22 protein-coding genes, 3 tRNA genes and 1 pseudogene are annotated in these 24,405 nt (G+C 31.7%); 9 read left to right on the plus strand and 17 right to left on the minus strand.

Annotation, left to right across the window (positions count from 1 at the left end):
* The first annotated feature begins 34 nt into the window (after window positions 1–34).
* Window positions 35–106 (plus strand) — tRNA-Thr (locus Gromo_RS00850).
* 1 nt (window position 107) lies between these two features.
* Here Gromo_RS00850 and Gromo_RS00855 read toward each other — a convergent pair.
* The 6 genes from Gromo_RS00855 to Gromo_RS00880 all read right to left on the minus strand — a co-directional run bounded on the left by Gromo_RS00855 (window position 108) and on the right by Gromo_RS00880 (window position 6,103).
* Window positions 108–641, minus strand: coding sequence for a hypothetical protein (locus Gromo_RS00855; protein ID WP_231159105.1), 534 nt, complete (start codon window positions 639–641; stop codon window positions 108–110).
* Between the two features lie 849 nt (window positions 642–1,490).
* Window positions 1,491–3,092, minus strand: a complete 1,602-nt coding sequence (gene radC / locus Gromo_RS00860; RefSeq protein ID WP_231159106.1) for a RadC family protein — start codon at window positions 3,090–3,092, stop codon at window positions 1,491–1,493.
* Between the two features lie 50 nt (window positions 3,093–3,142).
* A complete protein-coding gene (locus Gromo_RS00865) occupies window positions 3,143–3,757 on the minus strand; it encodes a hypothetical protein (protein ID WP_231159107.1) in 615 nt (204 codons plus the stop codon).
* A 98-nt stretch (window positions 3,758–3,855) separates the two neighbouring features.
* Complete coding sequence (locus Gromo_RS00870) at window positions 3,856–4,518, minus strand: hypothetical protein (protein WP_231159108.1); 663 nt, start codon at window positions 4,516–4,518, stop codon at window positions 3,856–3,858.
* Window positions 4,515–5,144: an endonuclease III gene (gene nth / locus Gromo_RS00875; protein WP_231159109.1), complete on the minus strand. Its 630-nt coding sequence runs from the start codon at window positions 5,142–5,144 to the stop codon at window positions 4,515–4,517. Before nth ends, Gromo_RS00870 begins: the two co-directional genes overlap by 4 nt.
* Window positions 5,145–5,221: 77 nt before the next feature.
* Complete coding sequence (locus Gromo_RS00880; RefSeq protein ID WP_231159111.1) at window positions 5,222–6,103, minus strand: tRNA pseudouridine synthase A; 882 nt, start codon at window positions 6,101–6,103, stop codon at window positions 5,222–5,224.
* A gap of 121 nt (window positions 6,104–6,224) precedes the next feature.
* Here Gromo_RS00880 and Gromo_RS00885 point away from each other — a divergent pair.
* The 3 genes and pseudogenes from Gromo_RS00885 to Gromo_RS00890 all read left to right on the plus strand — a co-directional run bounded on the left by Gromo_RS00885 (window position 6,225) and on the right by Gromo_RS00890 (window position 7,506).
* Window positions 6,225–6,306 (plus strand) — tRNA-Leu (locus Gromo_RS00885).
* Between the two features lie 381 nt (window positions 6,307–6,687).
* Window positions 6,688–6,906: pseudogene (locus Gromo_RS02670) on the plus strand (double zinc ribbon domain-containing protein); the annotation flags it as partial.
* 138 nt (window positions 6,907–7,044) lie between these two features.
* Window positions 7,045–7,506, plus strand: a complete 462-nt coding sequence (locus tag Gromo_RS00890) for a ComF family protein (protein ID WP_231159112.1) — start codon at window positions 7,045–7,047, stop codon at window positions 7,504–7,506.
* Between the two features lie 508 nt (window positions 7,507–8,014).
* Here Gromo_RS00890 and fabZ read toward each other — a convergent pair.
* The 4 genes from fabZ to pgsA all read right to left on the minus strand — a co-directional run bounded on the left by fabZ (window position 8,015) and on the right by pgsA (window position 13,493).
* Window positions 8,015–8,443 (minus strand): 3-hydroxyacyl-ACP dehydratase FabZ, encoded by a 429-nt coding sequence (gene fabZ, locus Gromo_RS00895; RefSeq protein ID WP_231159113.1) that lies wholly within the window; start codon window positions 8,441–8,443, stop codon window positions 8,015–8,017.
* Between the two features lie 298 nt (window positions 8,444–8,741).
* Window positions 8,742–11,789 (minus strand): efflux RND transporter permease subunit, encoded by a 3,048-nt coding sequence (locus Gromo_RS00900; RefSeq protein WP_231159115.1) that lies wholly within the window; start codon window positions 11,787–11,789, stop codon window positions 8,742–8,744.
* A 13-nt stretch (window positions 11,790–11,802) separates the two neighbouring features.
* Window positions 11,803–12,873, minus strand: a complete 1,071-nt coding sequence (locus tag Gromo_RS00905) for an efflux RND transporter periplasmic adaptor subunit (protein WP_231159117.1) — start codon at window positions 12,871–12,873, stop codon at window positions 11,803–11,805.
* A gap of 38 nt (window positions 12,874–12,911) precedes the next feature.
* On the minus strand, window positions 12,912–13,493 hold the full coding sequence (gene pgsA / locus Gromo_RS00910) for a CDP-diacylglycerol--glycerol-3-phosphate 3-phosphatidyltransferase (RefSeq protein ID WP_231159118.1): 582 nt from the start codon (window positions 13,491–13,493) through the stop codon (window positions 12,912–12,914).
* 101 nt (window positions 13,494–13,594) lie between these two features.
* Between pgsA and Gromo_RS00915 the strand changes: the two genes are divergently transcribed.
* Both Gromo_RS00915 and Gromo_RS00920 read left to right on the plus strand, forming a co-directional pair.
* Window positions 13,595–14,185, plus strand: coding sequence for a hypothetical protein (locus Gromo_RS00915; RefSeq protein ID WP_231159119.1), 591 nt, complete (start codon window positions 13,595–13,597; stop codon window positions 14,183–14,185).
* Window positions 14,186–14,390: 205 nt separating this feature from the next.
* Window positions 14,391–14,463 (plus strand) — tRNA-Ala (locus Gromo_RS00920).
* 371 nt (window positions 14,464–14,834) lie between these two features.
* Here Gromo_RS00920 and pdhA read toward each other — a convergent pair.
* Window positions 14,835–15,860 carry a pyruvate dehydrogenase (acetyl-transferring) E1 component subunit alpha gene (gene pdhA / locus Gromo_RS00925; RefSeq protein WP_231159121.1) on the minus strand — a complete coding sequence of 342 codons (1,026 nt, stop codon included), beginning with the start codon at window positions 15,858–15,860 and terminating at the stop codon, window positions 14,835–14,837.
* 136 nt (window positions 15,861–15,996) lie between these two features.
* Here pdhA and Gromo_RS00930 point away from each other — a divergent pair, with 136 nt between their 5' ends.
* The 3 genes from Gromo_RS00930 to ychF all read left to right on the plus strand — a co-directional run bounded on the left by Gromo_RS00930 (window position 15,997) and on the right by ychF (window position 19,708).
* Window positions 15,997–16,992: a pyruvate dehydrogenase complex E1 component subunit beta gene (locus Gromo_RS00930; protein WP_231159122.1), complete on the plus strand. Its 996-nt coding sequence runs from the start codon at window positions 15,997–15,999 to the stop codon at window positions 16,990–16,992.
* Window positions 16,993–17,210: 218 nt separating this feature from the next.
* On the plus strand, window positions 17,211–18,275 hold the full coding sequence (gene tsaD / locus Gromo_RS00935; protein WP_420797329.1) for a tRNA (adenosine(37)-N6)-threonylcarbamoyltransferase complex transferase subunit TsaD: 1,065 nt from the start codon (window positions 17,211–17,213) through the stop codon (window positions 18,273–18,275).
* A 287-nt stretch (window positions 18,276–18,562) separates the two neighbouring features.
* Window positions 18,563–19,708, plus strand: a complete 1,146-nt coding sequence (ychF, locus tag Gromo_RS00940; protein WP_231159133.1) for a redox-regulated ATPase YchF — start codon at window positions 18,563–18,565, stop codon at window positions 19,706–19,708.
* A 190-nt stretch (window positions 19,709–19,898) separates the two neighbouring features.
* Here ychF and rsmA read toward each other — a convergent pair whose 3' ends face one another.
* The 6 genes from rsmA to Gromo_RS00970 all read right to left on the minus strand — a co-directional run bounded on the left by rsmA (window position 19,899) and on the right by Gromo_RS00970 (window position 24,373).
* Complete coding sequence (gene rsmA, locus Gromo_RS00945; protein ID WP_231159135.1) at window positions 19,899–20,843, minus strand: 16S rRNA (adenine(1518)-N(6)/adenine(1519)-N(6))-dimethyltransferase RsmA; 945 nt, start codon at window positions 20,841–20,843, stop codon at window positions 19,899–19,901.
* Window positions 20,844–21,239: 396 nt separating this feature from the next.
* Window positions 21,240–21,548, minus strand: coding sequence for a 50S ribosomal protein L28 (gene rpmB, locus Gromo_RS00950; RefSeq protein ID WP_231159137.1), 309 nt, complete (start codon window positions 21,546–21,548; stop codon window positions 21,240–21,242).
* 90 nt (window positions 21,549–21,638) lie between these two features.
* Window positions 21,639–22,277, minus strand: coding sequence for an aminoacyl-tRNA hydrolase (gene pth / locus Gromo_RS00955; protein WP_231159139.1), 639 nt, complete (start codon window positions 22,275–22,277; stop codon window positions 21,639–21,641).
* A 14-nt stretch (window positions 22,278–22,291) separates the two neighbouring features.
* Complete coding sequence (locus Gromo_RS00960) at window positions 22,292–22,939, minus strand: lysophospholipid acyltransferase family protein (protein WP_231159141.1); 648 nt, start codon at window positions 22,937–22,939, stop codon at window positions 22,292–22,294.
* A 62-nt stretch (window positions 22,940–23,001) separates the two neighbouring features.
* On the minus strand, window positions 23,002–23,703 hold the full coding sequence (locus Gromo_RS00965; protein ID WP_231159143.1) for a hypothetical protein: 702 nt from the start codon (window positions 23,701–23,703) through the stop codon (window positions 23,002–23,004).
* Between the two features lie 13 nt (window positions 23,704–23,716).
* Window positions 23,717–24,373, minus strand: a complete 657-nt coding sequence (locus tag Gromo_RS00970; RefSeq protein ID WP_231159145.1) for a cell division ATP-binding protein FtsE — start codon at window positions 24,371–24,373, stop codon at window positions 23,717–23,719.
* Window positions 24,374–24,405 lie beyond the last annotated feature (32 nt).

A 24,405-nucleotide genomic window follows, 5' to 3' on the forward strand; every position in this document is an offset into this window, starting at 1 on the left:
ACGCAATGAGTTTTATATTGTACTCATAAAAAGCGCTGCTGTAGCTCAGTGGTAGAGCACACCCTTGGTAAGGGTGAGGTCGCTGGTTCAATTCCATTCAGCAGCAATTATTGTAGAGTATTTCTATCATGAAAATCTTTTGCAAGGTAATTATGAATTATATCAAGTCCTTTCTTCAAATAATACAGCTCTCTCCTCATAACATCAAATCTAACATCAATATTTATTGGCTGATTTTTGACAACTGATTTTTCTATTATAGTATCTATATTTCTATCAATCATTCCAAAAATCGCTCTAATTCTGTAATATTTCTTTATAATTCTATCATGTTTTATTGGTATATCTTTGACTCTATATCCTCTAGAATTTGAAATACGACCCAATATACAAGAACTAATTGGAGTAAGACATGTAATAGCTTGATGAGAAATCTTAAAATATGCACGAGCAGCTTCTAATTGCTCTTGATTTATGTATTTCAGAAGAAATAAATCGTATATATGTGGGCATAAGCCACATTTAGAATGTCGAAGAAAATCTCCTTTGTTGTGATTCAATTTTTGACGAATCCTTGGTCGCCCCCTAGTCTTCTTAAAAGAAGAAGTAAAGTCAGTTTTTGATTTCCACGCAAATATCATAAAATCCCTATGTGTAATGTATACCATTCAATGGTGACATACAAGGTCTCGTAATCGCAATTTACTGCTATCATAATGATATGATATGATATGAATATTTATAAATACTCATTCAATATAAGAATATAATCATATACAAAACGATGGAAAGTTCAGTGTAAAAATTGAATAAGAAAAGTAGATCACAAATAGAATATTCCATCTATAAAAAAGGTTAACAATCAAAAATACAGATATGATAAAGCATATAAATGGTATCAATTAAAAAAAATATTCAAAGCTTTGGACATAACAGACATTGCCAAATTCTAACTCAAAGAATAGAGTTATTAACACAGATTCGAACTACTCTCATATATATCTAGCAAATTACAATACATCACAGAAAGTCATTATTGAGCAGAATCACCTGCGCGACACTCACTCATTATTATGCAGAATCACCTGCGCGACATTCACTCATTATTATGCAGAATCATCTGCGCGACATTCACTCATTATTATGCAGAATCACCTGCGCGACACTCACTCATTATTGAGCAGAATCACCTGCGCGACACTCACTCATTATTGAGCAGAATCATCTGCGCGACATTCACTCATTATTGAGCAGAATCATCTGCGCGACATTCACTCATTATTGAGCAGAATCATCTGCGCGACATTCACTCATTATTATGCAGAATCACCTGCGCGACATTCACTCATTATTGAGCAGAATCATCTGCGCGACATTCACTCATTATTGAGCAGAATCACCTGCGCGACACTCACTCATTATTGAGCAGAATCACCTGCGCGACACTCACTCATTCGTAAATGTAAGATCAAATAAATAACAGAACGATCTCATAGCAAACCCAACGACTTCATCGATGAATGGCCAAATTTTCCTATAATTATGTGATCATGCAATTTTATATCAACAGATTCAAGAGCAATCTTCACTTGTTTTGTTATTTGCACATCTGACATAGAAGGAGTTGGATCTCCTGTTGGGTGATTATGCACCATAATCACAGCACCAGCATTTATCTCAATTGCTCTTCTAACTACCTCTCTTGGGTATATAGGCATCTGATCTATAGTTCCACTATTTTGTACTTCATCCGCGATCAAAAAATTCTTTTTGTTGAGAAACAGTATTCGAAATTCTTCTCGAGGTAAACATGCCATAGATATCTTGCAGTAATTTATAACTTTCTCGTTATTGCTGAGGATTGGAGTTTTCGCAACTTCTTCTTTTAACACTCTACAAAAAATCTCATGAACGAGCTTTATAACAGAAATCGTTGTATCGCCTACATTTTTTATTCTTTTTAGCTGACTCACATCTGCACTTAAAATTCCATTTATAGACTTAAATGTACTAATCATATCCTTTGCAATCTTTTTCTGATCTCTTCTGGGCTGAGCAAGAAACATCATCACCTCTACGAGCTCATAATTATGCATTGAACTTATATTTCCATTTAATATCTTCTTACGCATTCTGCTTCTATGACCATCTTTATAATAATCTGTATCAGATTCATCTTTATGATCAATTACTACATCTTGCATTGTACTTTTTGCACTCAGTGGAATTTTTTTCAACTCCTCATGTGAACATTCAAATGAATCTTTATTCTCATCAACCCTCGATGAATATACTTCTGTTTTATGAACTATTTTCAGCAAATCTTTGCTAGCAGCATCATTTTCACTTGATAAATTCTCTTTATACTTTTGCTGATTATTATCGATGGTACCAAAAAAATCTCTACAATCAGAATTGTTAAAAACTGCAGAATTTGGATCGATATCAGGTTGAATAATACGGATTATTTGATGTGTTTTTTCTATTCCATCATCAGAACCTTTACGATTCAAATTAGTTCTCCTCTTAAATAATGATATCTTTTCACTCAAAACATCTCTATCAAAAAGAACCTTAGTTACACTGCATTTTCTGTCTTGGTTATTATATTTTTTATTTAAATCTTCATCAATTTTACAAAATTTATCGACAAATACATCATCTAGGCATAAATTAGATTCTTCAAGGAAGGAAGTGTGTTTTCTTCTAAAACGATTTTTGGATGTAACTCGTTGTCTAAAAACAACATCTTTATGATTATTATCAGATGAGTCAAATTTCTTATTAATATCACCTTCAAATGAAGAATCATCTGAATTCGCAACTAACTGAGCAAAGGTTTTAACATTCTCACAAGAATTTTCTACTTTATCATCAAAATCTTGTAAACTTAAACCAACTTCATCTAGAAGTAATGTATGCGGCACTCCAAAAGAATTTAAAGAGCCAGAATCACAATCAATATCATTTGAAGACGTTATAATATCATTTATATTGGCACTGATGGATTTATTTTGATGTAAAAGATGCTGTTCATCTCGCATTCTGCAATCAACATGCTTTTCATGGATTCTGATCAATTTCTTCTTCATTCACAAAAGCACCAGAAAAAAGCTAGTAAAATATTATCAAATAAACACAATCAGTTCAATTTTTCTTTTAGCAATACACCAACATCTGAGTTGAGTTTAAGCTTCTTCATGCAATAACTTATGATAGAGATCGATTGTCGACGACAATTCGCATCATCACTAACAGATATCGCTTGTTGAGCATTCTTTATAGCAGAAATGTAATTTCCTTCTCTTATATACTCATTAGCAACACATATATAATGATTAGACATAAACTTGCACGCTCTTCTTTTTATATCTTCCATCTGTTGCATATCTTCAATAGAAACATTATCATTCAACTGAAACATATATACATATTCATTCACTGAATCAATCAATTTCTCTGCATAATCAACAGATATAGAATGATCATTTAAAAGATAACTATTTGCAATAATAAGCATTTGCATAACAGGAATACTCATTTCTGAGCCAATAGACACCAAATCCTTCGCTTTGTTCAAGATCTTAATAGCAGCACGATATTTCTTAACAGAAATAAAATACTTAGCTTTCAAGATAATTTCTGCAACATTTTCCTGTACATTGTATTTATCTCTAATCATCCCTTTTTTAGATAGAGTATGATCATTATGTAAAAGTATAGATACAACAAATGCAAGTAAAAATAAAACTTTCATCATGAACTTTAAAACACAGTTTTTAATTATACATCAAAAAATTAAATTTGATATAAAAAAATGGCTATACTCACATTCAAGCATATATTGTTATTCACTTAATCCATCCATTTCGGAATATCTCTATTAATCCATTTTGCAAATGAAACTTTATCCATTTTGTAGTACAACCTATAAGACTCAACACAGTCATCACTTCTGTAAATATCTGGCATAGCCTGAGGTGGATGTACAAATTCCACATTTTGAAAAGATGAAATGAACAACATAAATATATCTTCAGAAGATACTATCTTATTAGCCAATCGAGCTACTACACAAAAAGATTTGTGACTATCATTATAATTCAATGACAAATTAGCAATTAAATTACGCTGCACATCAAAATCATTCAAATTTGACAAAAAATTTCCATTAATTATATCAAAATCCCAATTATCAACGAAATCATCAAATTCTGCACAAGAAATATTGCTCTTATATCTATATAAGTACTCTCTATCTAGCAGAGCGCATAAACTCCACAAATAAAACCAATGCTTAAAAGAAGACATTGCCCACAAAACGCATGGATGCTTAATATGAGTAGATCTGTAAATTTCAATATCTTCAAAAATCTTCATGGAACTAATAGATAAAATAACTGATCTAAATGATGTACAGAGAATTTGAGCATACTCCAGTATCATCTTGATGACATGCTTATCGCAATGATATTGCGCACATTTTCTTATATCATAATCAAGAAAAAATATATTCATATCACAGTTAAATTACTAAAGTAAGCACAAAACTCACTTACAGGACATTTATCACACAAAGGCAAACGAGATCTACAAATATACCTCCCATGCATTACCATAGTTGAATGAATTGTTTTTTTTATTTCATTCGGAGTAATCTCATTTAATACAATTTCAACTTCACGCGGAGTCTTTGCATGAGAAATTCCCAACCTATTTGAAACTCTAAAAACATGAGTATCAACAGCAATTGTTGGCTCTCCATAAAGTATATTTAGTATAACATTCGCAGATTTTCTTCCCACTCCAGGTAAACTTTCCAAATCTTTTCTATTATTTGGAACATTTGAATTAAATTTTTCTATCAAAATCTTACTTAATTCATTAATATACCTAGCTTTCGATCTATACAAGCCAATTTTATTTATACGTTTTTCTATCTCGATTATTCCAAGACTATAAATATGTTCAGGAGTATCGCCATCTTTAAACAACACAGGAGTAACTTTATTTACCACAACGTCTTTACATCTGGCAGACAAAATAACAGCAATGAGAAGTGTATAAGGAGATTTATAGACTAATTCAGTCTCAACAATAGGAGTCGCGTTATGCAAAATCATCAAAACTTTATCGACTTGCAAGATAATTCAATAGTAAATTCAATGCTAAATCATAATATCAACATTAGTTGATCGCAATCAAAATCAATCAAAAATCTTCAATATACAACATTTGTTAAATATAATCCAAACGCAGGTGCAATATTCCTCTTCATTTTTCTACCATGTAGTATATCTTTTATATCAGAAATATTAATTTTTTTTAGCCCAACTTCTTTTATAAACCAAGTCATGATTCTCACTTGATTATGCAAAAATGACTTTGATGCAATATGAACATAAATCATATCTAGCGATTCTTTGGTAACAAAACATGACTCAACCATCTTAATGGTTGATTTGCTCTGACATTGTGCACTTCGAAAATTTGCAAAATCATGAGTACCAACAAAAATATCAGCAGCTTGTTGCATGAGATCAATATTAAGACTTTGATTAACATGCCATTCTCTACCTCTACAAAATGATGACATCGCAGATCTGTTAAGTATTTTGTACAAATATTCTCTCCGTATAGCATCAAAACGAGCATGAAAATCATCAGCAACTTTTTCAACATTTATGATAGATACTGGACATAAATCATCACTTAAAACATGAAGAAAGTAATGCATAGATGATCTAGAGCTAAAAACCTCAGACTGATTTACATTAATCACACATTGAGATGATGATTCAAAAAACGCACGATTCATATATTTTACTTTTTCTTTAAATATTTCTCGCAAATGGAAATTAATTCCACACATTATCGAATACTCTTCCATCATAGGCAGATCAACGTGAGCAACTTGATTTAGAGCATGGACTCCAGCATCTGTACGACTAGAACCATTAAACCTCACATTTAAACCACAAAATCTACTGCAAGCGGACTCCAAAATACCTTGAACAGAGTCCAGACCTTTTTGAAATTGCCAACCAAAGAAAAATCTGCCATCGTACTCAATCGTGATTTTGTATCTCACATAAGTATTCATAAGTAACATTAAATTCTAATAATATACTCTAATACATGAAAGGAAAATTTTAATCATGAAAAATGAAAATTATAAAGTTCTGAATTGTGTTTTCGATCTAAAAAGATTACCATTCATTCATGCGGCTGTGGTGGAATAGGTAGACACGCAGCGTTGAGGTCGCTGTGAAGCGATTCGTGGAAGTTCGAGTCTTCTCAGCCGTACTTTTCTACTAATGTATTTATATAAATTCATAAAAATATGAAAAATAACTAAAAAAATTGGAGCAATATAGGTTGTAACAAACAAATATGAACATAATCATTCACTTGAGATAATTATTGCTGAATTGAAATAAGGTCAAAAAATATCATCGCAAAATAGTGATAGATATAAAAACAAATGGACAACCTTTTTGAAATATAATTTGCTATTGAAATGATGTGGACTCAAAATTCAAATAGACATTGATACAAAATACTTATCGATCAGAAAATAATCTTATGCATAATGGTTTATAAATCAAAAGAAATACTCGATCTTAGTCAAAGACTGTTTTATTCACATAAAACATGTAATATTGACAAATCACCTGCATATTAAATATGCTGAGCAAATTGAATATTGCACTAAATTGCATAATAGATTGGATATGGCCAATTCCTTGTCCTATATGCAAATATACTTGCCATACAAGAGGCCTATGCGCAACCTGTTGGAAAAATGCCGATATAGTCTCATATAATTCATGTAACCTATGCGGAACAGTTATAACTCAATCTCCATTTATTTCAAGCGCTTCTAATATTGAATTTCAACAAATCTGCGAATACTGTAATATACAAAAGAAATCTTATATAGATCGAAATTTCTCCATCTTTATGTATAATAAATCTGGTAAAAAGATCACACTTCAAATCAAAAATCGTCAGTTTTATGATCACTTACATATAGTGAAAAATATGTTCAACTTCTTAAGTCAACGCAATCCATCTATAAAATCAATTGATTATATCGTGCCAATACCTCTACACTGGACACGATTGATTTGTAGAGGATATAATCAAGCAAAATTTCTATCAATCATATTATCTAAATGTATTAATATCAAAGTAATTCAATGTATATTCAGGTGCAAAAAAACAGAATCATTGGGTAAAATGAAAATCGGAGAAAGAAAAAAAATCATAAATCAAGCATTCAAAATGAAAGAAAAATTTATCTCACAAATTAAAGGCAAAACAATATTACTTGTCGATGATGTTATAACTACTGGCACAACACTAAACGAAGCAGCAAAATTGCTGAAAGATAATGGAGCAAAGTATGTATTTAGTATCACTTTATGCAAAACATATAATACAAACAAAATTATAAATGATTTGTACAGATCTATTGATCCTCAAAAAGAAATAGAATGGTGAATTTACTCAAAATAGAAAATTTTGAAAAAAAGTTTTGAAATTATTCAGAATATCAATAAACTACAGAATTACTAACGATTTTCAAAATACTTCAACAATGCAATATATGGCTTAACCAAATTATATAAAAGATAAAAAAATAGATATGAAATATTCTCATTTCGAAATTACTGCAAACAATCATACAGATAAAATTAATCTTGTAGTAAATAGTTGAATTGAGTAGTGCAAAAATATAATAATTACACTAAATCTTAAAAGATCACATAACAGGAAATTCCTATTCCAAATATCAATATCATGATGAATACAAGAAATATCAATATCATGATGAATACAAGTATTATAATGATAATTCAGGAGTTAATAAAAAAACATTAGCATTTATATAAAGCACCAACTTTTGCAATCGCATCACCCACACATAACTCACAACTCGCACCATCAACTGATAAAAGCACCAACTTTTGCAATGGCATCACCCACACATAACTCACAACTCGCACCATCAACTGATAAAAGCACCAACTTTTGCAATGGCAACTACATCACCTTCGACCTTTGCTTCACAAGAGAAAAGAAAATAATCACCCAATTCCTTAATCTTCTTAACATACAATTGCAATAAATCTCCAGGCACAACCTTTTTCTTAAACTTAGCATCAGTTATACTAGATAAATATGCAATTTTGCTATCTTTCTTGGTAAGACAATTGAATGTAACTATACAAGTTTGAGCCATTGCTTCTAAAATCAGCACTCCAGGCATCACAGGCTCTTGCTTAAAATGCCCTTGAAAAAACCATTCATTAAACGAAACACATTTAATGCCAGTAGCACTATAATCTTCACAAACATCAATAACTCTATCAAGAAGCAACATCGGATAAGAGTGAGGTAAGATTTTTATAATCTCATCGATAAATACTTCTTTCATATAAAAATAAACAGCGCTCACTCATTTTGAAATTTTTTATAATAAAATTCAACCCTATTTATATTCAACAAATATAATTTTTGCATAACATGCTGCAAAAAAAAATTTACTCTCGATTGATTTCGCAAGTATATAATGAAGAAAAATCTTAACAATAAAAAGGTTTATAAAAAATTACTCCAAAAATATTAAAATACTCAACCATCAAATGAAAAACACATAGCTAACAACGCATAACAACCATAAAGTGAAAAACACATAAATTTTATCAATAACACTTACATGTATAATAAAAAAATTACTCCAAAATCACCTTCTTTTTCGCAAAAGGCTTAATATAAGAATAAACAACTGGAAAAACTAACAATATAAATAAAGTTCCTGTAGACATACCTCCAACAATAACCCAACCAAGCTGTCTCCTCACAGCAGAACCAGTACCAGTAGCAAGAGCTAAAGGCAAAGATCCAAGCACCATAGCAAATGTAGTCATTAATATCGCACGCCATCTCAATAAACAAGCATTTATAATAGCAGATTGAATACTGTATCCATCTCTGACCATTTTATCCGCAAAATCAACTATCAATATTCCATGCTTCGTGATAAGACCAACTAAAGTAATAAATCCAATATTACTAAATATATTCAAGCTACCATCAGGAATCAATCTCAATGTGAAAAGCGCACCACTAAGAGCCAAAGGCACAGTGAACATAACTATCAAAGGAGACACAAAACTCTCAAATTGAGCAGCCATAATAAGAAAAACAAATACAATAGCGAGCAAGAACATAATCAATGTAGTATTTGACTCTTCTATCACTCGCACTAAATCTTGTCCTGGAGATAAAAATACTCCATCAGGCAAAAAAGCAGATACATCATTCTTTATAGATTTATACACATCAAGATTAGAACATCCCTCTCGAACTTTCACTCCAAATCCAATCGTACGCAACGCACCAGAATGCTTAACTTCTGGAAATTTCGAAACCTGTCGCATTTTGAAAACATCATTTAATGAAACAGATCCTTTTTTAACAGGATACATAAAAGTAAATATATCCTTTTCAGTTTCTCTAAATTCCTTATCAGCCACAATTAACACCCGATAACGAGCATAACCATCAGTAGAGAAAGTAGTAACATGCTTTCCGTGCCATATCGCAGACATCTGATCTGCAACATCTCTTAAATTAGTAACACCAAGAGAAGTTAACATATCCAGATCTATAGTTAACTCAATCTCAGAAATTCGCTCAGATAAATCCCATTGAGCATAATGCACATTAGGATTCATTCTTAATTGCGATAAAACAACACCAGCATTTGAAATCAAATCATCATAGTTTCCATTACTTTGCAACAAAAATGTAAAATCGTACTGCTTACTACTAGATGAAGATAACAAACTAGAAGGAGCATAAGCATAAAACTGTACAACATTCGACATTTTCTTAAATTCCTCATTCATAATCTTCGCTAACTCAAATGAAGAACGCTTTCTTCCCTTTTTTAGGGTCAAAACTAAATAATTTTCATCACTCAACTGAACAGCTGATATTATATCCTTTACCTCTGGAAAACTTCTTGCTAACTTCTCAACATTTCGAACATATGGCTCAGATTTATCTAATGGAGTACCAAAATGCGTAAGCCCACTAATATAAATCTGCCCTATATCATCAGGTTTTGAAAATTCTGAAGGCAAAGATACAAACGAAATAGTAGCAAAAACAGATAAAAACACAAGTCCTATAAGGACATAATGCTTAAAATTCATCACAAAATTCAGATAATTTTCATATAATCTACGCAATCTTTCATCAAAACTACTAAACCAACCAAAACACCCTTCCAAAACTCTACTAGAACTAGATGAAGACAATAATCTTGCACACATCATAGGAGATAAAGTAATAGCAACAAAACCAGAAATCAAAACACAACCAGCAAGAGTAACAGCAAATTCTCTAAAAAACTTCGCTGTCGTACCACCGTAAAGCAAAATGGGCAAATAAACTGCACTCAAAGTAAAAGTCATCGCAATAACAGCAGAGCTTATCTCGCCAAACCCTTTCTTAGCAGCCTCAAATGGAGCGTAACCTTGCTCTACATAGCGATATATATTCTCCAAAACCAAAATTGCATCATCAACTAACAGACCAACGGATAAAACTAATGCCAACAATGTAATAACGTTTATACTAAAACCGAAAAATTTAATGATCATGAAAGTAGAAATTAAACATATCGGAATAGTAATAACAGGAACGATGGAACCTCTAAAAGAACGCAAGAAAAGCAATATCGTAATAACAACCAAAATCACCGCCTCTATTATACTTTTGTAAACCTCAAATATAGAATCCTTAACAGAATCAGAAGCATCATAAGCTACATCCAATTTCATTCCACCTGGCAATCTGTCTCGAAGTGAAGGCAAAATCTTCATCACTTCTTTGGAAACATCAACAGGATTTGTATGAGAAATAATATGAATAAAAATAGCACGATTGCCATTAAAATATGCACGACTTTTCTCCTTCTCAGCAGACAAACTCACCTTTCCAACATCACGAAATTTTATGATCGACCCATCATTAGTCATGATTGGAATATCACCGTATTCTTCTTCCGTCTTCAAATCATTTACTAGAACAACACTCATCTCAGAATCTTTGTTCTCGAAACGACCGATGTTGAGGCGATTTATATTAATATCATAAACAGCCTTAACCACATCATTAGATGATATTCCATAATGATTGAGTTTTATAGAATTAAGCAAAATTCTCATCTCTGGCTGAGATCCACCATATGTTATCGCACTTGCAACACCTGGCAAAGATGCTAATAAACTCTCCAAATTTCTCACAGAATAATCGTACAAAGATGAACGATCAAATGCATCTCCATACAATACCAAATACATAACAGGAGAAGAGTCTACATCAGCTTTTGTAACTTTCTGAACAAAATTTTTCGGCAAAACTTCATTTAACTGTTGCATAGAAGATAAAACATCAACGTACGCTGTATTAATGTTAGCATCTTCTCTAAACTTTAACTTAACAAGCGTCCTATCATTTTCACTTCTAGAATCGATACTTTTTAACGACTCGATACTAGCAAACCGATCCTCCAAAACCTTAGTCACTTGCATCTCCATAACATCAGAGCTAAACCCAGGACATCTAACCTCAACCGTAATAACTGGATAAGATATCTTCGGATATTCCCTCACTCCAATTTGAAAATAACAGACAATACCAGCGACAGTAATCATTATACTCATAACCCAAGCCAAAACTGGCCTGTATATAAAGAAATTTAAATTCATATCAATCTCTCCTTTAGCTATTAGATACTACATCAACAGGCATATTATCATAAATACTATGCACACCAGATATAACAACTTCATCACCATTTACCAAAGAGCCATCTTCAACAGGACTTACATGAACATCATTGCTATCTTTTTTCTCAACACCAGCAATAACTTCAATTTTCTGCACAAATCCACTCTTTACACAAAATACATACGATTTACCTTCTTCATTCTTTATAGAAATTTTCGGCACAAATAAACCACTAGAAGCCTTTTGAATATCAACAACAACAGTCACAGATTTTCCAGGCAATAAACCATAATTCTTGGCCAAATTATCAATTTTTGCACGAACCAAGAACATTTTACTATTATCAGCAACAACATCTCTTCCAACAAAAGAAGCATTTACAAAGGAAGATCCACTATTATCGAGCAAAACTTGAATATTACCATTTTCAATATATTCAACAATTCTTTGTGGAACATGAAATTCAATATAAAAACTAGAATCATCAACCACAACTGCTAATTTAGTAGTCGCACTTGTCCTCATATCATCATAACCAGTAGTCGCACCTACTAGCTTATAAGACACACCAATCTTTCCAGATATAGGAGAAACAATATTTGATCTCTTCTTCAGAGCCTCCGCTTCCTTTAAGTTTGCAGCAGCAACCTCAAACTTTTCTTTTGCGCTTTCAAGATCATTAATAGATATAGAATCAGTATTATATAAATTGGAAGCCCTCTGATATGTCGCTTGAGACTTCTTTAAAGTAGCCAAAGCAGACTCATACTTAGCCTCAATATCCTGAGAATCTATCTCATACAATAATTGCCCCTCTTTTACATATGAATTTGGAGTAAAATGTATTTTCTTTATATACCCTTTGATATCACAATGGACCTCAAATGTACGAACAGCATTAACAGATGCAGAAGTTCTATAAGACTCAACAACCTTATCAGAATAAACTCTAGATACCTCTACATTTTGCTTTCTATAAGAAATCTCCTTATCCTTCTGATTAGAACAACCTGATAAAAGCCCAACAGCGCAAATGTAATAAAAAACACGAATTTTGTTCATAAACAATAAATATAGCTCAAATTTTGCTCCATTATAAACTAAGTTTCATTACAATTAAAGCAATATATTACATATTGAACACAACTTATAAAAGAATTAATCGCAGATAATACCAACAGATAATATCCAACATGATCAATAAAAATTAAAACTTCATTACTTAAAATTAATTTAAACGACAAACAAAATAAAATACAGCCCAAACTTACCATTTGCAGTAAAGTCTTAAATTTTGCACTTAAACTCACTGGAAAGGTCATAAATTTCCTTAACTCTGAGACAAAAATTTCTCTAAAAACTATAACAGAAGCGCAAGCAATACCTACTTCATCAAACACTCCTCTATAAGATAAAAGCAAGAGAACATTTGTAATCAGCAATTTATCTGCTATAGGATCCATAAATGCACCAATTTTGGAAACAGATGTAAGCAATCTAGCAAGATATCCATCAAAATAATCAGTAATAGTCGCAAACAAAAACAAAAAAAATGCAAAGCAATCAAACTTCTGAGTTGACAAACAAAGCATCCAAGTAATAAATGGGACAGCAGCAATACGACTTCCAGTTAATATATTAGGAATGTATTTCACATCTACAAAGCAGGCGTAATAATTCATAATAACAACAATATAAGTACATATAAACTGAAAAATTTATAAAAAAATATCATCACTAACAATCTTCTATGTTACCATTGAAAATCGAAATATTTAAAATCATGCAAATAAACGTACTTATGATTGTAGCACTTGCTTTATTGTGCTCAGATACTCTTGCAAAACAAGAAGCAAATAAAAAAGAAGGCGGAGAAATCAATAAAATAACAGAAAGTACTATCAAGCAAAGTAAAGATTGGCTCAAAAATGCTAATAAAAAAATACTTTCATGTTTCAATATGGAAACAGCTGAATCTGTAATAGACGAAATATTTCATATAGAACACATACTTTACTTAGCAACAAAAATCAAAAAAATCACTAATGAAGAAAAAAAAATATTTACTATATTTTTAGCAAAAATATTCTTTATGAACATAAAAGACATATGTGAGAACATAAAATTCTTAAATGCAAAACATGTTGATAAAAACCTAATACACGTAGAAACTAGCGCTCCAGGAGGAATTTATATAACATGGGTCGTTATCTTTCTTCCTAATAACAAAGAGAAGTTTAGAATTTACGATGTTTTAGTCAACAATAGTAGCGTCTTTATAGAATTTAGAAAAGACATTTTAAAAATTCCACACACTCATTCAAACAGAAACAAAGATATATTTGAAGCAATACAAGACTACAATATCAGTTAGTAAAATCATTGCCTAATTATTTGATCAACAATCAAAACACAAGTAAGAGTAAAAAAATGTTCACTAATTCCAAACAATAATTATGTGCAGAAAACCACTCAACGAGCATTTGACTCTAGATGCATGAATTACTGTAGAAATAGTTTATCGAAAATTTAAAATATAGATTGAAAAAATACAATATTATAGTACAATTGAACCTATTGGGGATATAGCTCATCTGGTAGAGCATATGCTTTGCAAGCATAGGGTGGTCGGTTCGAGTCCGACTATCTCCACAATTATTTTGCATCAAGATCAATTCTGTACATTTTACTTGTTCATAAATCATAATTATTTGTCCATCATGTAATATCTGAAAGATAAGTGAGCCATTTGGTGGATTAATAAAAATATTTTCCAATTATCAATAGTGCAGGTATATATTAAAAATCATATTGTGAATAAGATAATTGAATTTGAAATTACATCTTCGAAAATAAATAAGGTTTATAAATATGAACAAAACTAAGCAGAATAAACACCATCAAAAATGCCATCAATTGTTGCATCCATAGCGTTTATAAATATGAACAAAACTAAGCAGAATAAACACCATCAAAAATGCCATCAATTGTTGCATCCATAGCGTTTATAAATATGAACAAAACTAAGCAGAATAAACACCATCAAAAATGCCATCAATTGTTGCATCCATAGCGTTTCTCGCATCATCGTAAGCGCTTGATATTATTACTCGAATGTGCTCTTTCACAAAATCAACAACTTCTGCCCCACAATCGTGTGATAACTCATCTTCTAAGCGCATAAGTGGGTCTATACCTTTCATCTCATTGACCTCATCCTTTGTTCTATATAAAGCAGGATCTGACATTGAATGTCCTTTATACCTATAAGTTTTCATCTCAACAAGCTGTGGAGTTTGAGTTTTACGTACATTTTCTATAATATTCATTAAGGAATTTCTGGCAGTTTTTACATCCATTCTTTCAATTAAAGTACCTTTTATTCCGTAAGGCTCACCTCTTTTAAACAAATCTCCCGCACAAGCACGCTCGCAGCTAGTTCCCATTCCATATCCATTATTTTCTATTATATAAAGCACAGGTAATTTCCACAAAGCAGCCATGTTGAATGCCTCATACACCTGCCCCTGATTACTAGCCCCATCTCCCATAAAAGTCACAGTTATTCCACCATCTTCCTTATATTTGTGAGCAAAAGCAAGACCTGTCCCAATAGGGACTTGCGCTCCAACTATTCCATGTCCTCCCCAAAATCCTTCTTTTGTGTTAAACAAGTGCATTGATCCACCTTTTCCTTTAGCAGAGCCAGTAACTTTACCCATAAGTTCACTAAATATAGAGAATGGGGATGCTCCACTTAACAACATATGACCATGACACCTATAAGCTGTGATTACACTATCTTGTGGCAATAAAACAGACTGAACTGAAGTAGCCACTGCTTCTTGGCCAATGTATAAATGACAAAATCCGCCAATCTCTCTTTTACCATACACCGCGCCACATTTTTCTTCAAATTTTCTTATGAGATGCATTGCATAGTAAAGACTGATGCTCTCAAGCTGCAAAGAATTAAAATTAGCGTTTAGATTCTTAAGACATTTCTCCAACTCAAAAACATTAAATTTATGAAAAGGGCACAAATTCATAATGTTCATCACAAACAGTACAACAATATAGCAAGATTATGAATCATAGTAAATTTACATCATCAGAAATTGAATATTTTTTGCTATTCAACTTTCATATTAATCAAAACTATAATATCTTTTTAGTAATACAATCATGAATACTATGTCAAGAACTACTGTTAGAGAATCCTTACGAGATGCAATGATAGAAGAAATGGACAGAGATTATAATGTTATTATTTTAGGAGAAGAAGTTGGAGAATATAACGGTGCTTACAAAGTAACGCAAGGTCTGCTGAGTAAATTCGGACCAAAGAGAGTAATTGACACTCCTATCACAGAAGCTGGATTTGCTGGACTTGGAATTGGAGCTGCATTTAATGGCCTAAGACCAATTGTAGAATTCATGACATTTAATTTCGCCATGCAGGCTATAGATCAAATAATAAATTCAGCAGCAAAAACATCATACATGTCTGGAGGAGCTATAAACTGCCCAATAGTCTTTAGAGGACCAAACGGAGCAGCATCTCAAGTTGCAGCACAACACTCACAATGCTTTGCAAGTTGGTATGCTCATTGTCCTGGTTTAAAGGTCATCTCTCCATATGATGCTCAAAGATCTAAAATACTACTAAAAGCAGCAATTCGCGATAACAATCCTGTAGTATTTCTAGAAAATGAAATTTTGTACAATAGGTATTTTGATATTGATCCCAATGATACAGAAGCAGAAATCGGCAAGAGCTTCATAATTCGCAAAGGAACAGATATCACTATCACTGGATTTTCAATAATGCTGGAAAAAATTATAAAAGCAGCAGACATACTTCAGGAGAATTACGGAATCAATGCAGAGATAATAGATTTATGCACATTAAGACCACTTGATGTTGAAACGATAACAAATTCTATTAAGAAAACTGGATTTTTACTATCTGTAGAAGAAGGATGGCCTTTTGCTTCAATAGGCTCAGAAATATGCGCAACAATTATGGAGTACGCGTTTGATTGGTTAGATGGCCCTCCTTGTAGACTATCGTCAAAGGACATTCCTTTACCATACGCAAAAACAATGGAAGAGAGGACAATTCCTCAAGTAGAGGACATTGTTAATAAAGCTTGCTACATACTTAACGTACAGCAATGATTTTGCATAGATATTAATCTCATCAGTCATTATCTTTGTTATTATAAAATATGAAAAACATACATCTTCATAAAGTGATTTTTCATAATTTAAAAAATTCTCATATAGTTTTTACAATCGTTAAATTATATTATATAACCAATTGATCTTCATGATCTAATCAATATTGTCATACACTGATGAAAAGAGTAACCTCTATATCATATTGCAATCCCTCAATGCGTACAATACTTGCAATAGAAACAAGCTGCGACGATTCTTCTTGTGCTATTTTGCAAGATGAAAACATTTTATCAAACATTGTAAGCACTCAATCAATTCATCATACATATGGAGGCGTTATTCCACACATTGCCGCAGATGAACATGCAAAAAACCTTATTGACACAGCTGAAAGAGCAATTCACGAAGCGCAAATATCACTTAAAGATGTAGATTACTACACAGCAACATGCGGCCCAGGATTAATAGGCAGCTTAATAGTAGGCGCAACATTTACTAAAACGCTAGCAGTCATGTGTGATAAGCCATTCATAGCAATGAATCACTTGCGTGGACACGCACTAGCCGCAAGAATACTATCGAAAAACATCAAATATCATTACGAAAAAAAAAGAGACTTTGAAATAAAACCTGAATTCCCATACCTATTATTACTATTATCTGGCGGACATTCTCAAATATTAATCGTACATGATCCATTAAAATATACAGTACTAGGGTCGACATTAGACGACTCTGTAGGAGAAACATTTGACAAAGTTGCAAAAATGCTAAAATTACCTTACCCTGGAGGTCCTCATATAGAAGAAGCAGCAAAAAACGGCAATGGGGCTACATTTAATTTCCCTCGACCGATGCTATACACAAATGATTGCAACATGTCATTTTCTGGACTAAAAACTGCTGTCAGAATGCAAATAGAGAAAATACAAAATATTTCCGAACAAGAAATAAAAGATATTTCAGCATCATTTCAAATGGCTATTTTAGAGGTAGTGTTAGCCAAAACAAGAATAGCAATTCAGAAATTCATTCAATTAACAGGAAAATCCATAGAAACAATAGTAATATCTGGCGGAGTTTCAGCAAATCAATTCATATCTTCAAATTTAAACAGTAAAATACTTAAAGAATATGGAATAAGAGTTATATCACCAATTCATCACTTATGCACAGATAACGCTGGAATGATAGCATGGGCAGCAAATGAAATGATAAATTATGGATACAAAACAAATGACTTATATTTCGAACCAACTCCTAGATGGGAACTCAATTAATTTTAAATGTTTTCACAATTTCCTTGGATTTTGCAAAAATCTCACACTTTGGAAAAGTATTCAAAAGATGATATCAGAATTTTTTTGTATTATAATCAATAATCTCTAAGTAGATTAACTACTGAATTTTATCTCAAAATAAACTACAGGAATATATATAAAAATCACTCTTTTTTCGACATATGATTTCTCAGAAATACTAACAAGCAAGTCTAATTCATTCAAAAGTCATAATGGACTTTGTATAAGTTTGATTTATAATATCAGGAATATACATTTTAAGTATCATGGGGTTTAGATGTGGTATTGTTGGATTACCAAACGTAGGAAAATCAAGTTTATTTAATGCACTTTCAAGTAAAAACAAGGCAGAATCAGCAAATTACCCATTTTGCACGATAGAACCAAATAAAACTACAATTCCAGTACCTGATTCTAGACTCAAAACTTTGATGGCAATCGAAAAATCTCAGAGAATGGTCAACACTCAAATAGAACTTGTTGATATCGCTGGCATAATTAGTGGAGCGCACAAAGGTGATGGATTAGGGAACAAGTTTCTATCTCATATAAGGGAAATGGATGTGATAGCATTTGTTCTCAGATGTTTTGACAATAAAGACATAATTCACGTAAATAATAAAATCGATCCTATATCTGAACTGGAAATTCTCTGCACAGAGTTGATTTTGTCTGATATTGATACCCTTGAAAGAAAAATATCAAAAAAAATGGACAAAAATGTCAGCGACATCATCACAAAATTGATAAAAATTCTGCAGGAATGGACTCCGCAAAAATGGATAGAATTGACTTTGAGTAAGTTCAATCCACAACAAACAAAATACAAATACCCTTTTACATCTATCACTGATAACAAAGATCAGGAAGAGTTACTAAATATCGTTTTAAGTGAAAGCAACATTTTCATTAATAAACCTATAATGTGTATATGCAATGTAAATGATATAGATTCAGTTAACGGTAATGATCACAGCAAGAATGTTGCAAAATATATCGGATACGATCCGATCATTGTATCAGCCGCAATTGAATCAGAGATGGCAGAAATGAATGAAGAAGATAGAAATGAAATGATGCAGTCATTTGGAATGAAAATGACAGGATTAGATAAAATAGCCTCATCTGGATATAAATTACTCAATTGCATTACATTTTTCACAGTAGGAGAAAAAGAAGCTAGAGCATGGACTATAAAAAATGGTACCAACGCTCAAAAAGCAGCACGATGCATTCATAATGATATCGCAGATGGATTTATCAAGGCAGAAATAATTTCTTTTAATGATTTTGTTGAATTTAATGGAAGAAATGGAGCGAGAGACAACGGAAAAATCAGAATTGAAGGAAAAGAATGTATAGTGCAAGATGGAGATATTATATTATTTAAGCATCATACTACTCAAAAATAAATTCCGAAAAGCAATTTTATAATAACAGTGAATTATCAAAACAGCTAAATAGAAATTTTGAAAAGCAAATAGAAATAGTTGCGATAATAATATCATTAGATGATTGAAAGTATAAAAACATCACACTAAGCGAGTCATTCAATTTTTTCAGACATTTAAACCAATTTGGTGTTCAAATACAACAAGCTCATTAATGTAGATTCATCAAAACAATTGATGCAGATAATTTTATAAATTCACTGCATTTCAAGTTCTCAGGGCGTAATTTCATATCAATGTTGCACTCATCAAAAACATTATTCACACTGCTAGTATACAAACCCATAGAAACAGCATTTCTGATAATAGTTCCAATATTTTTACGCCTTTGCTGAAAGAGCACAGAAGTCAATTTGAATAATTCCATTTGTATTTCATTTTTATAAAAAGAAAAGAAATCATCTCGAGAATTCTTCTGCAAAGAAGGTATATCATGAGTAAATCCGTTAAAATTATCACAAAAGTGAAACTTCAAAACACTAGAATATACCTTTGGTTTTGGCCAAAATACAGAAGGATTCACATTCATAACTCTTTCTATTTTTGCATGAAATTGTGCCATAACAGAGAGTTTCCCATATTCAGATGTATTTTCTTTAGCCAAAATTCTGTCAGCAACCTCTTTTTGAAACATAAAAACCGCTCCAGCAAAGTGATCTTTAAGATTAAAAATGCGAAATAAAATCGGAACAGATATATTGTATGGTAAATTTCCAATGAGAACGAATTTTTTATGGAGTATTTCGCTATTAAAGACCAAGTTCCAATCAAAATTCAAAACATCATGATTAAATATATTGATCTTAGGAATCGAAGCTAACAAATCAACAAAAGCAGAGTCTTTTTCTATAACATACAAATCACTCATAGGAAACCTCTCTGCCATGAAAGCCGTCATTATACCAGGACCAGGACCTATTTCAACAATACTACAGTTGGAATTTTGCATAAAACAATCAAGTTCATCAGGAATCCTCTTAATAACATTTAAATCAATCAAGAAATTTTGCCCTAGAGATTTCTTTCCAAATAAGACAATATCCCGTATATAAGCCTTTGGAGTTCTATCGTTTAAAAAAACAGACAAATAACTCATTAAATCAAAATATATAATATATGCAATACTATGATGAATACAAAATAATTGATACGATAATAATCAAAAACTCAAAAGTGAAGACATTGAAATAGAACAGATTTGCATTGTAAAGTAAAACATATCGAATAATGAATCAAAAAAATCAAAATGAAGATTAAAAGTAATATCAAGCAAGAATTAACAATCAAAAATCAGATAAAAAGCGGTAGAAAAAAACTCAGATAATCAAATTAATGACAGTAAAAGATCTTAAAACCACAAAAGCTGAGAATTCATCAAATGAAACGCAAAAATACCAACAATGATAATGAAAATACATAACTTAGAATGCAATAAAATCTCAAATAAAACACAATACACAGAAAATCAATGAAAAAATAAATTGCAGATCAATCATCCCCTAATCTTAAATTCATGATTTCCTGACAAACGCTTCATCAAGCCTCTCTTGACCTTTTGCCCCAAATCAGTCAATTTTCGACTGTCAATAGACAGCATAAAAGCATCAAATCCGCCATTATTCATTATGGTCCTATTCGTACTAGTACAGACTCTAAACCTAAAACTAGAATCCATAATCTGACTAAAATACCTAATAGTCTGCAAATTAGGCATGAACCTACGCTTAGTCCTATTTTTCGCATGGCTAACATTATTACCGACCAAAGGTCGCACTCCCATGAGATCACATTTCCAAGACATGTCAAAAAACAAAAAACACTTTGGTGATATTACACTTTATATTCAAAAGAGTCAACTACATGAAATGGTATAGTCTCAACAGATCATCACTCATGCAATCAAAATGCCAATGATTTGTAAAATTTTATCTGCAAGATTGATCAAAGTGTTATCAATTATCGCTCGTTCATTTTTTAGAAATTTTCCAAGTACATAATTTGAAATATCTCCAATTTGAGGGCGATCTATTCCAACTCCAATCTTATAATAATTCATTCCTATGGAATTATCTAAACTCTTTAATCCATTATGTGAACTCTTTTTCACCATCACTCTGATTTTACCCAATTTTTTATCTAGCTCATCATGAAAAACAAGAATTCTCATATTACCAAATATATCATGAGATATGCTCTTATACTTCAAAAATTCCTTCACTGCAATTCCAGATGAATTCATGAAAGTAGTCGGCTTAATAAGAAAGATGGTGCAATTTAATATAGAATCTTCAAATTTGAGATCTAGACTCGAATTGGTTATAATTTTATCAAATAAATCAACATAATTAGTTGAAGTAACTTTAACCCTTGGTACATTAATCTGAACATTACACAAATCAGCTTGAAATTTAGATTTACTCCACTTAAGAGACATATTTTTCGCTACCAAGTCGAGGAAATCAAATCCCACATTATGCCTTGTACCATCGTAGCCTGGATTACCTAAACCAACAAGCAAAACATTAACCATAATCTCCTCCAATCTTAACCATTCAACAAACTTGCTGTAGATTCCTCAATCGATTTTTCAAGCAAATTCATAAAACTCACTTTATCCATTCCACTCTTTATTGGAGGTAAGAATTGAACTGTAATAATACCTTGATACTTCAAAAAAGATCTTCTAGGCCAACACAAACCAGAGTTTAAAGCGACAGGAACAACATCAATTCCAGTTTTCTGATATATATAAAAAACTCCAGATTTGTATTTTTTTCTACTACCAACATTTACTCTTGTTCCTTCAGGAAAAATCAATAAAGACATACCATCATCAATTACTTTTTTGGCATCATCAACGTAGCTTAAATTCGGTTTCTTTCTATTTATCGGAATAACTCTAAATTTCTTAAAAAAAGTTCCCAAGAGAGGAATATACATCAATTCTTTCTTAACAAAAGCAGTAATATTACTCAAGAAAAAAGGAAATGCAAAAATATCCCACGACGACTGATGCTTCGATGCAAAAATCACTGTAGATTGAGGAATATTTTCCATCCCAAGGACTTGAAACCTTATTTTGCATATCAATCTAGCACTTAATAAAACTCCTCCACACCAAATATCGCATAATTTTCTGATCCACGTCAAAGGTAACACAAGAAATGGAAGAAAAATTAGACAAAAAGCCACAGACCAAGCATACAGAAATACATTAAATACCAATGATCTAATGAAAACCACAAAATGATTCATCATATCCTCTTAATAGCACTTCTGATTAATAGATGAAATATAGATAAGAACAACATCAGATAAAGAAACAATGAAAGACTAATGACGAAATAATCCACACTAGATCTCATAAAAAAAATCATAATAAAACAAGAAAATAAGAAAAAATTAAGAATATAAAAACTCTTCCCTATGTTTTGCTTTACGATATTATAATATACAAAATCACTTGTCGCTCCTATTAGCCTCAAAGTGTGTATTTTATCGAAATTAGTAGACAAAACTAATCGAACACTTATCACAGCCCACAATATAGAAATTATAAAAAATATAAATGCATTAAATGCTAAAAAAGACAGCCAAATATTTTCGAAAAGATATCCATAATCTTCTATTTTGTACGGTACATTATTTAAGTCCATAATATCTATTAATGACTTATCTCCAATAACCTCAAAAAAACCTCCGCATTTATCTTCAAAATACTCAGAAGAATCCTTAATCAAATGTAAAAGAGTAGTACTTGAAATAGATGAATCACTCACTATTGCACAAGAAGACATCGCATATTGAGACAAAAACACTTTGCACTTAGACATTTGAAAACGATCAATGAATAGATTGAATCCAGACAAAATCATCAGCAATATCATAACAAAGTACATCATTTTCTTTATGCCAAAATCGTAAGTATTACTTTTCTTAAGGTATAAATAGCTCATTTCATCTCCTATATTATTTTATATGACGAATTGAAGTATCTTTTATAACAATATGAAAAACATCCCCCAAGCTACGCACAATAGAATGGTTATGAGTAGATAATATGATAGTCACTCCAATATCCTGCAAAGCTTTTAGCAATTTAATCACATGCCATGCATTTGCTTCATCGAGACTTTCGATAGGTTCATCAGCAATTATTATCTCAGGTTTTGCAATAACAGCTCGAGCAATTCCAACTCTCTGTTTCTCTCCTCCAGATAAAAATGAAGGATAAGCGTCGTAACAATTTATACCAGCCCAATCAAGCATTTTATACGCCTGCTCTCTTGCTTCAAAAATAGGAAAATGACGCACACTCAGTGGCAAAGCAACATTATCGAGCACATTCATATCTTCAATCAATTTGAAATCCTGAAAAATAATGCCCAATCTTTGCCGCAAAAATGCTTTATCATTTATTCGAGAAAGGTCCTCATTCAACACAATTAAATTACCCCATGTTGGAGTCAAATCCATATATATCATACGCAGAAGAGATGTTTTCCCAATTCCGCTATCTCCAGTTAAAATACAAAACGAACCACAAGGAATATCTATGTTAGCACCTTCAAATATAATACGATCATCGTATGATAAACCAACATTTTTTAGAGACAATGCTATCATAACATTCAACTCAATTTGGCAAGAGGTTATTA

The organism is Candidatus Gromoviella agglomerans (genome assembly GCF_021065005.1).
GTDB lineage: Bacteria > Pseudomonadota > Alphaproteobacteria > CAJXXZ01.

Bases quoted from the DNA above. Each gene is read 5' to 3' on its own strand.
- Gromo_RS00965 (WP_231159143.1), bottom strand. From the start codon at position 23,703: ATGAGCTATTTATACCTTAAGAAAAGTAATACTTACGATTTTGGCATA.
- fabZ (WP_231159113.1), bottom strand. From the start codon at position 8,443: ATGAAAGAAGTATTTATCGATGAGATTATAAAAATCTTACCTCACTCT.
- Gromo_RS00890 (WP_231159112.1), top strand. From the start codon at position 7,045: ATGTTCAACTTCTTAAGTCAACGCAATCCATCTATAAAATCAATTGAT.
- Gromo_RS00970 (WP_231159145.1), bottom strand. From the start codon at position 24,373: ATGATAGCATTGTCTCTAAAAAATGTTGGTTTATCATACGATGATCGT.
- rpmB (WP_231159137.1), bottom strand. From the start codon at position 21,548: ATGTCTTGGAAATGTGATCTCATGGGAGTGCGACCTTTGGTCGGTAAT.
- radC (WP_231159106.1), bottom strand. From the start codon at position 3,092: ATGAAGAAGAAATTGATCAGAATCCATGAAAAGCATGTTGATTGCAGA.
- tsaD (WP_420797329.1), top strand. From the start codon at position 17,211: ATGCGTACAATACTTGCAATAGAAACAAGCTGCGACGATTCTTCTTGT.
- pth (WP_231159139.1), bottom strand. From the start codon at position 22,277: ATGGTTAATGTTTTGCTTGTTGGTTTAGGTAATCCAGGCTACGATGGT.
- Gromo_RS00880 (WP_231159111.1), bottom strand. From the start codon at position 6,103: ATGAATACTTATGTGAGATACAAAATCACGATTGAGTACGATGGCAGA.
- Gromo_RS00905 (WP_231159117.1), bottom strand. From the start codon at position 12,873: ATGAACAAAATTCGTGTTTTTTATTACATTTGCGCTGTTGGGCTTTTA.
- Gromo_RS00865 (WP_231159107.1), bottom strand. From the start codon at position 3,757: ATGAAAGTTTTATTTTTACTTGCATTTGTTGTATCTATACTTTTACAT.
- pdhA (WP_231159121.1), bottom strand. From the start codon at position 15,860: ATGAATTTGTGCCCTTTTCATAAATTTAATGTTTTTGAGTTGGAGAAA.
- Gromo_RS00930 (WP_231159122.1), top strand. From the start codon at position 15,997: ATGAATACTATGTCAAGAACTACTGTTAGAGAATCCTTACGAGATGCA.
- Gromo_RS00915 (WP_231159119.1), top strand. From the start codon at position 13,595: ATGCAAATAAACGTACTTATGATTGTAGCACTTGCTTTATTGTGCTCA.
- Gromo_RS00900 (WP_231159115.1), bottom strand. From the start codon at position 11,789: ATGAATTTAAATTTCTTTATATACAGGCCAGTTTTGGCTTGGGTTATG.
- Gromo_RS00870 (WP_231159108.1), bottom strand. From the start codon at position 4,518: ATGAATATATTTTTTCTTGATTATGATATAAGAAAATGTGCGCAATAT.
- ychF (WP_231159133.1), top strand. From the start codon at position 18,563: ATGGGGTTTAGATGTGGTATTGTTGGATTACCAAACGTAGGAAAATCA.
- rsmA (WP_231159135.1), bottom strand. From the start codon at position 20,843: ATGAGTTATTTGTCTGTTTTTTTAAACGATAGAACTCCAAAGGCTTAT.
- pgsA (WP_231159118.1), bottom strand. From the start codon at position 13,493: ATGAATTATTACGCCTGCTTTGTAGATGTGAAATACATTCCTAATATA.
- Gromo_RS00855 (WP_231159105.1), bottom strand. From the start codon at position 641: ATGATATTTGCGTGGAAATCAAAAACTGACTTTACTTCTTCTTTTAAG.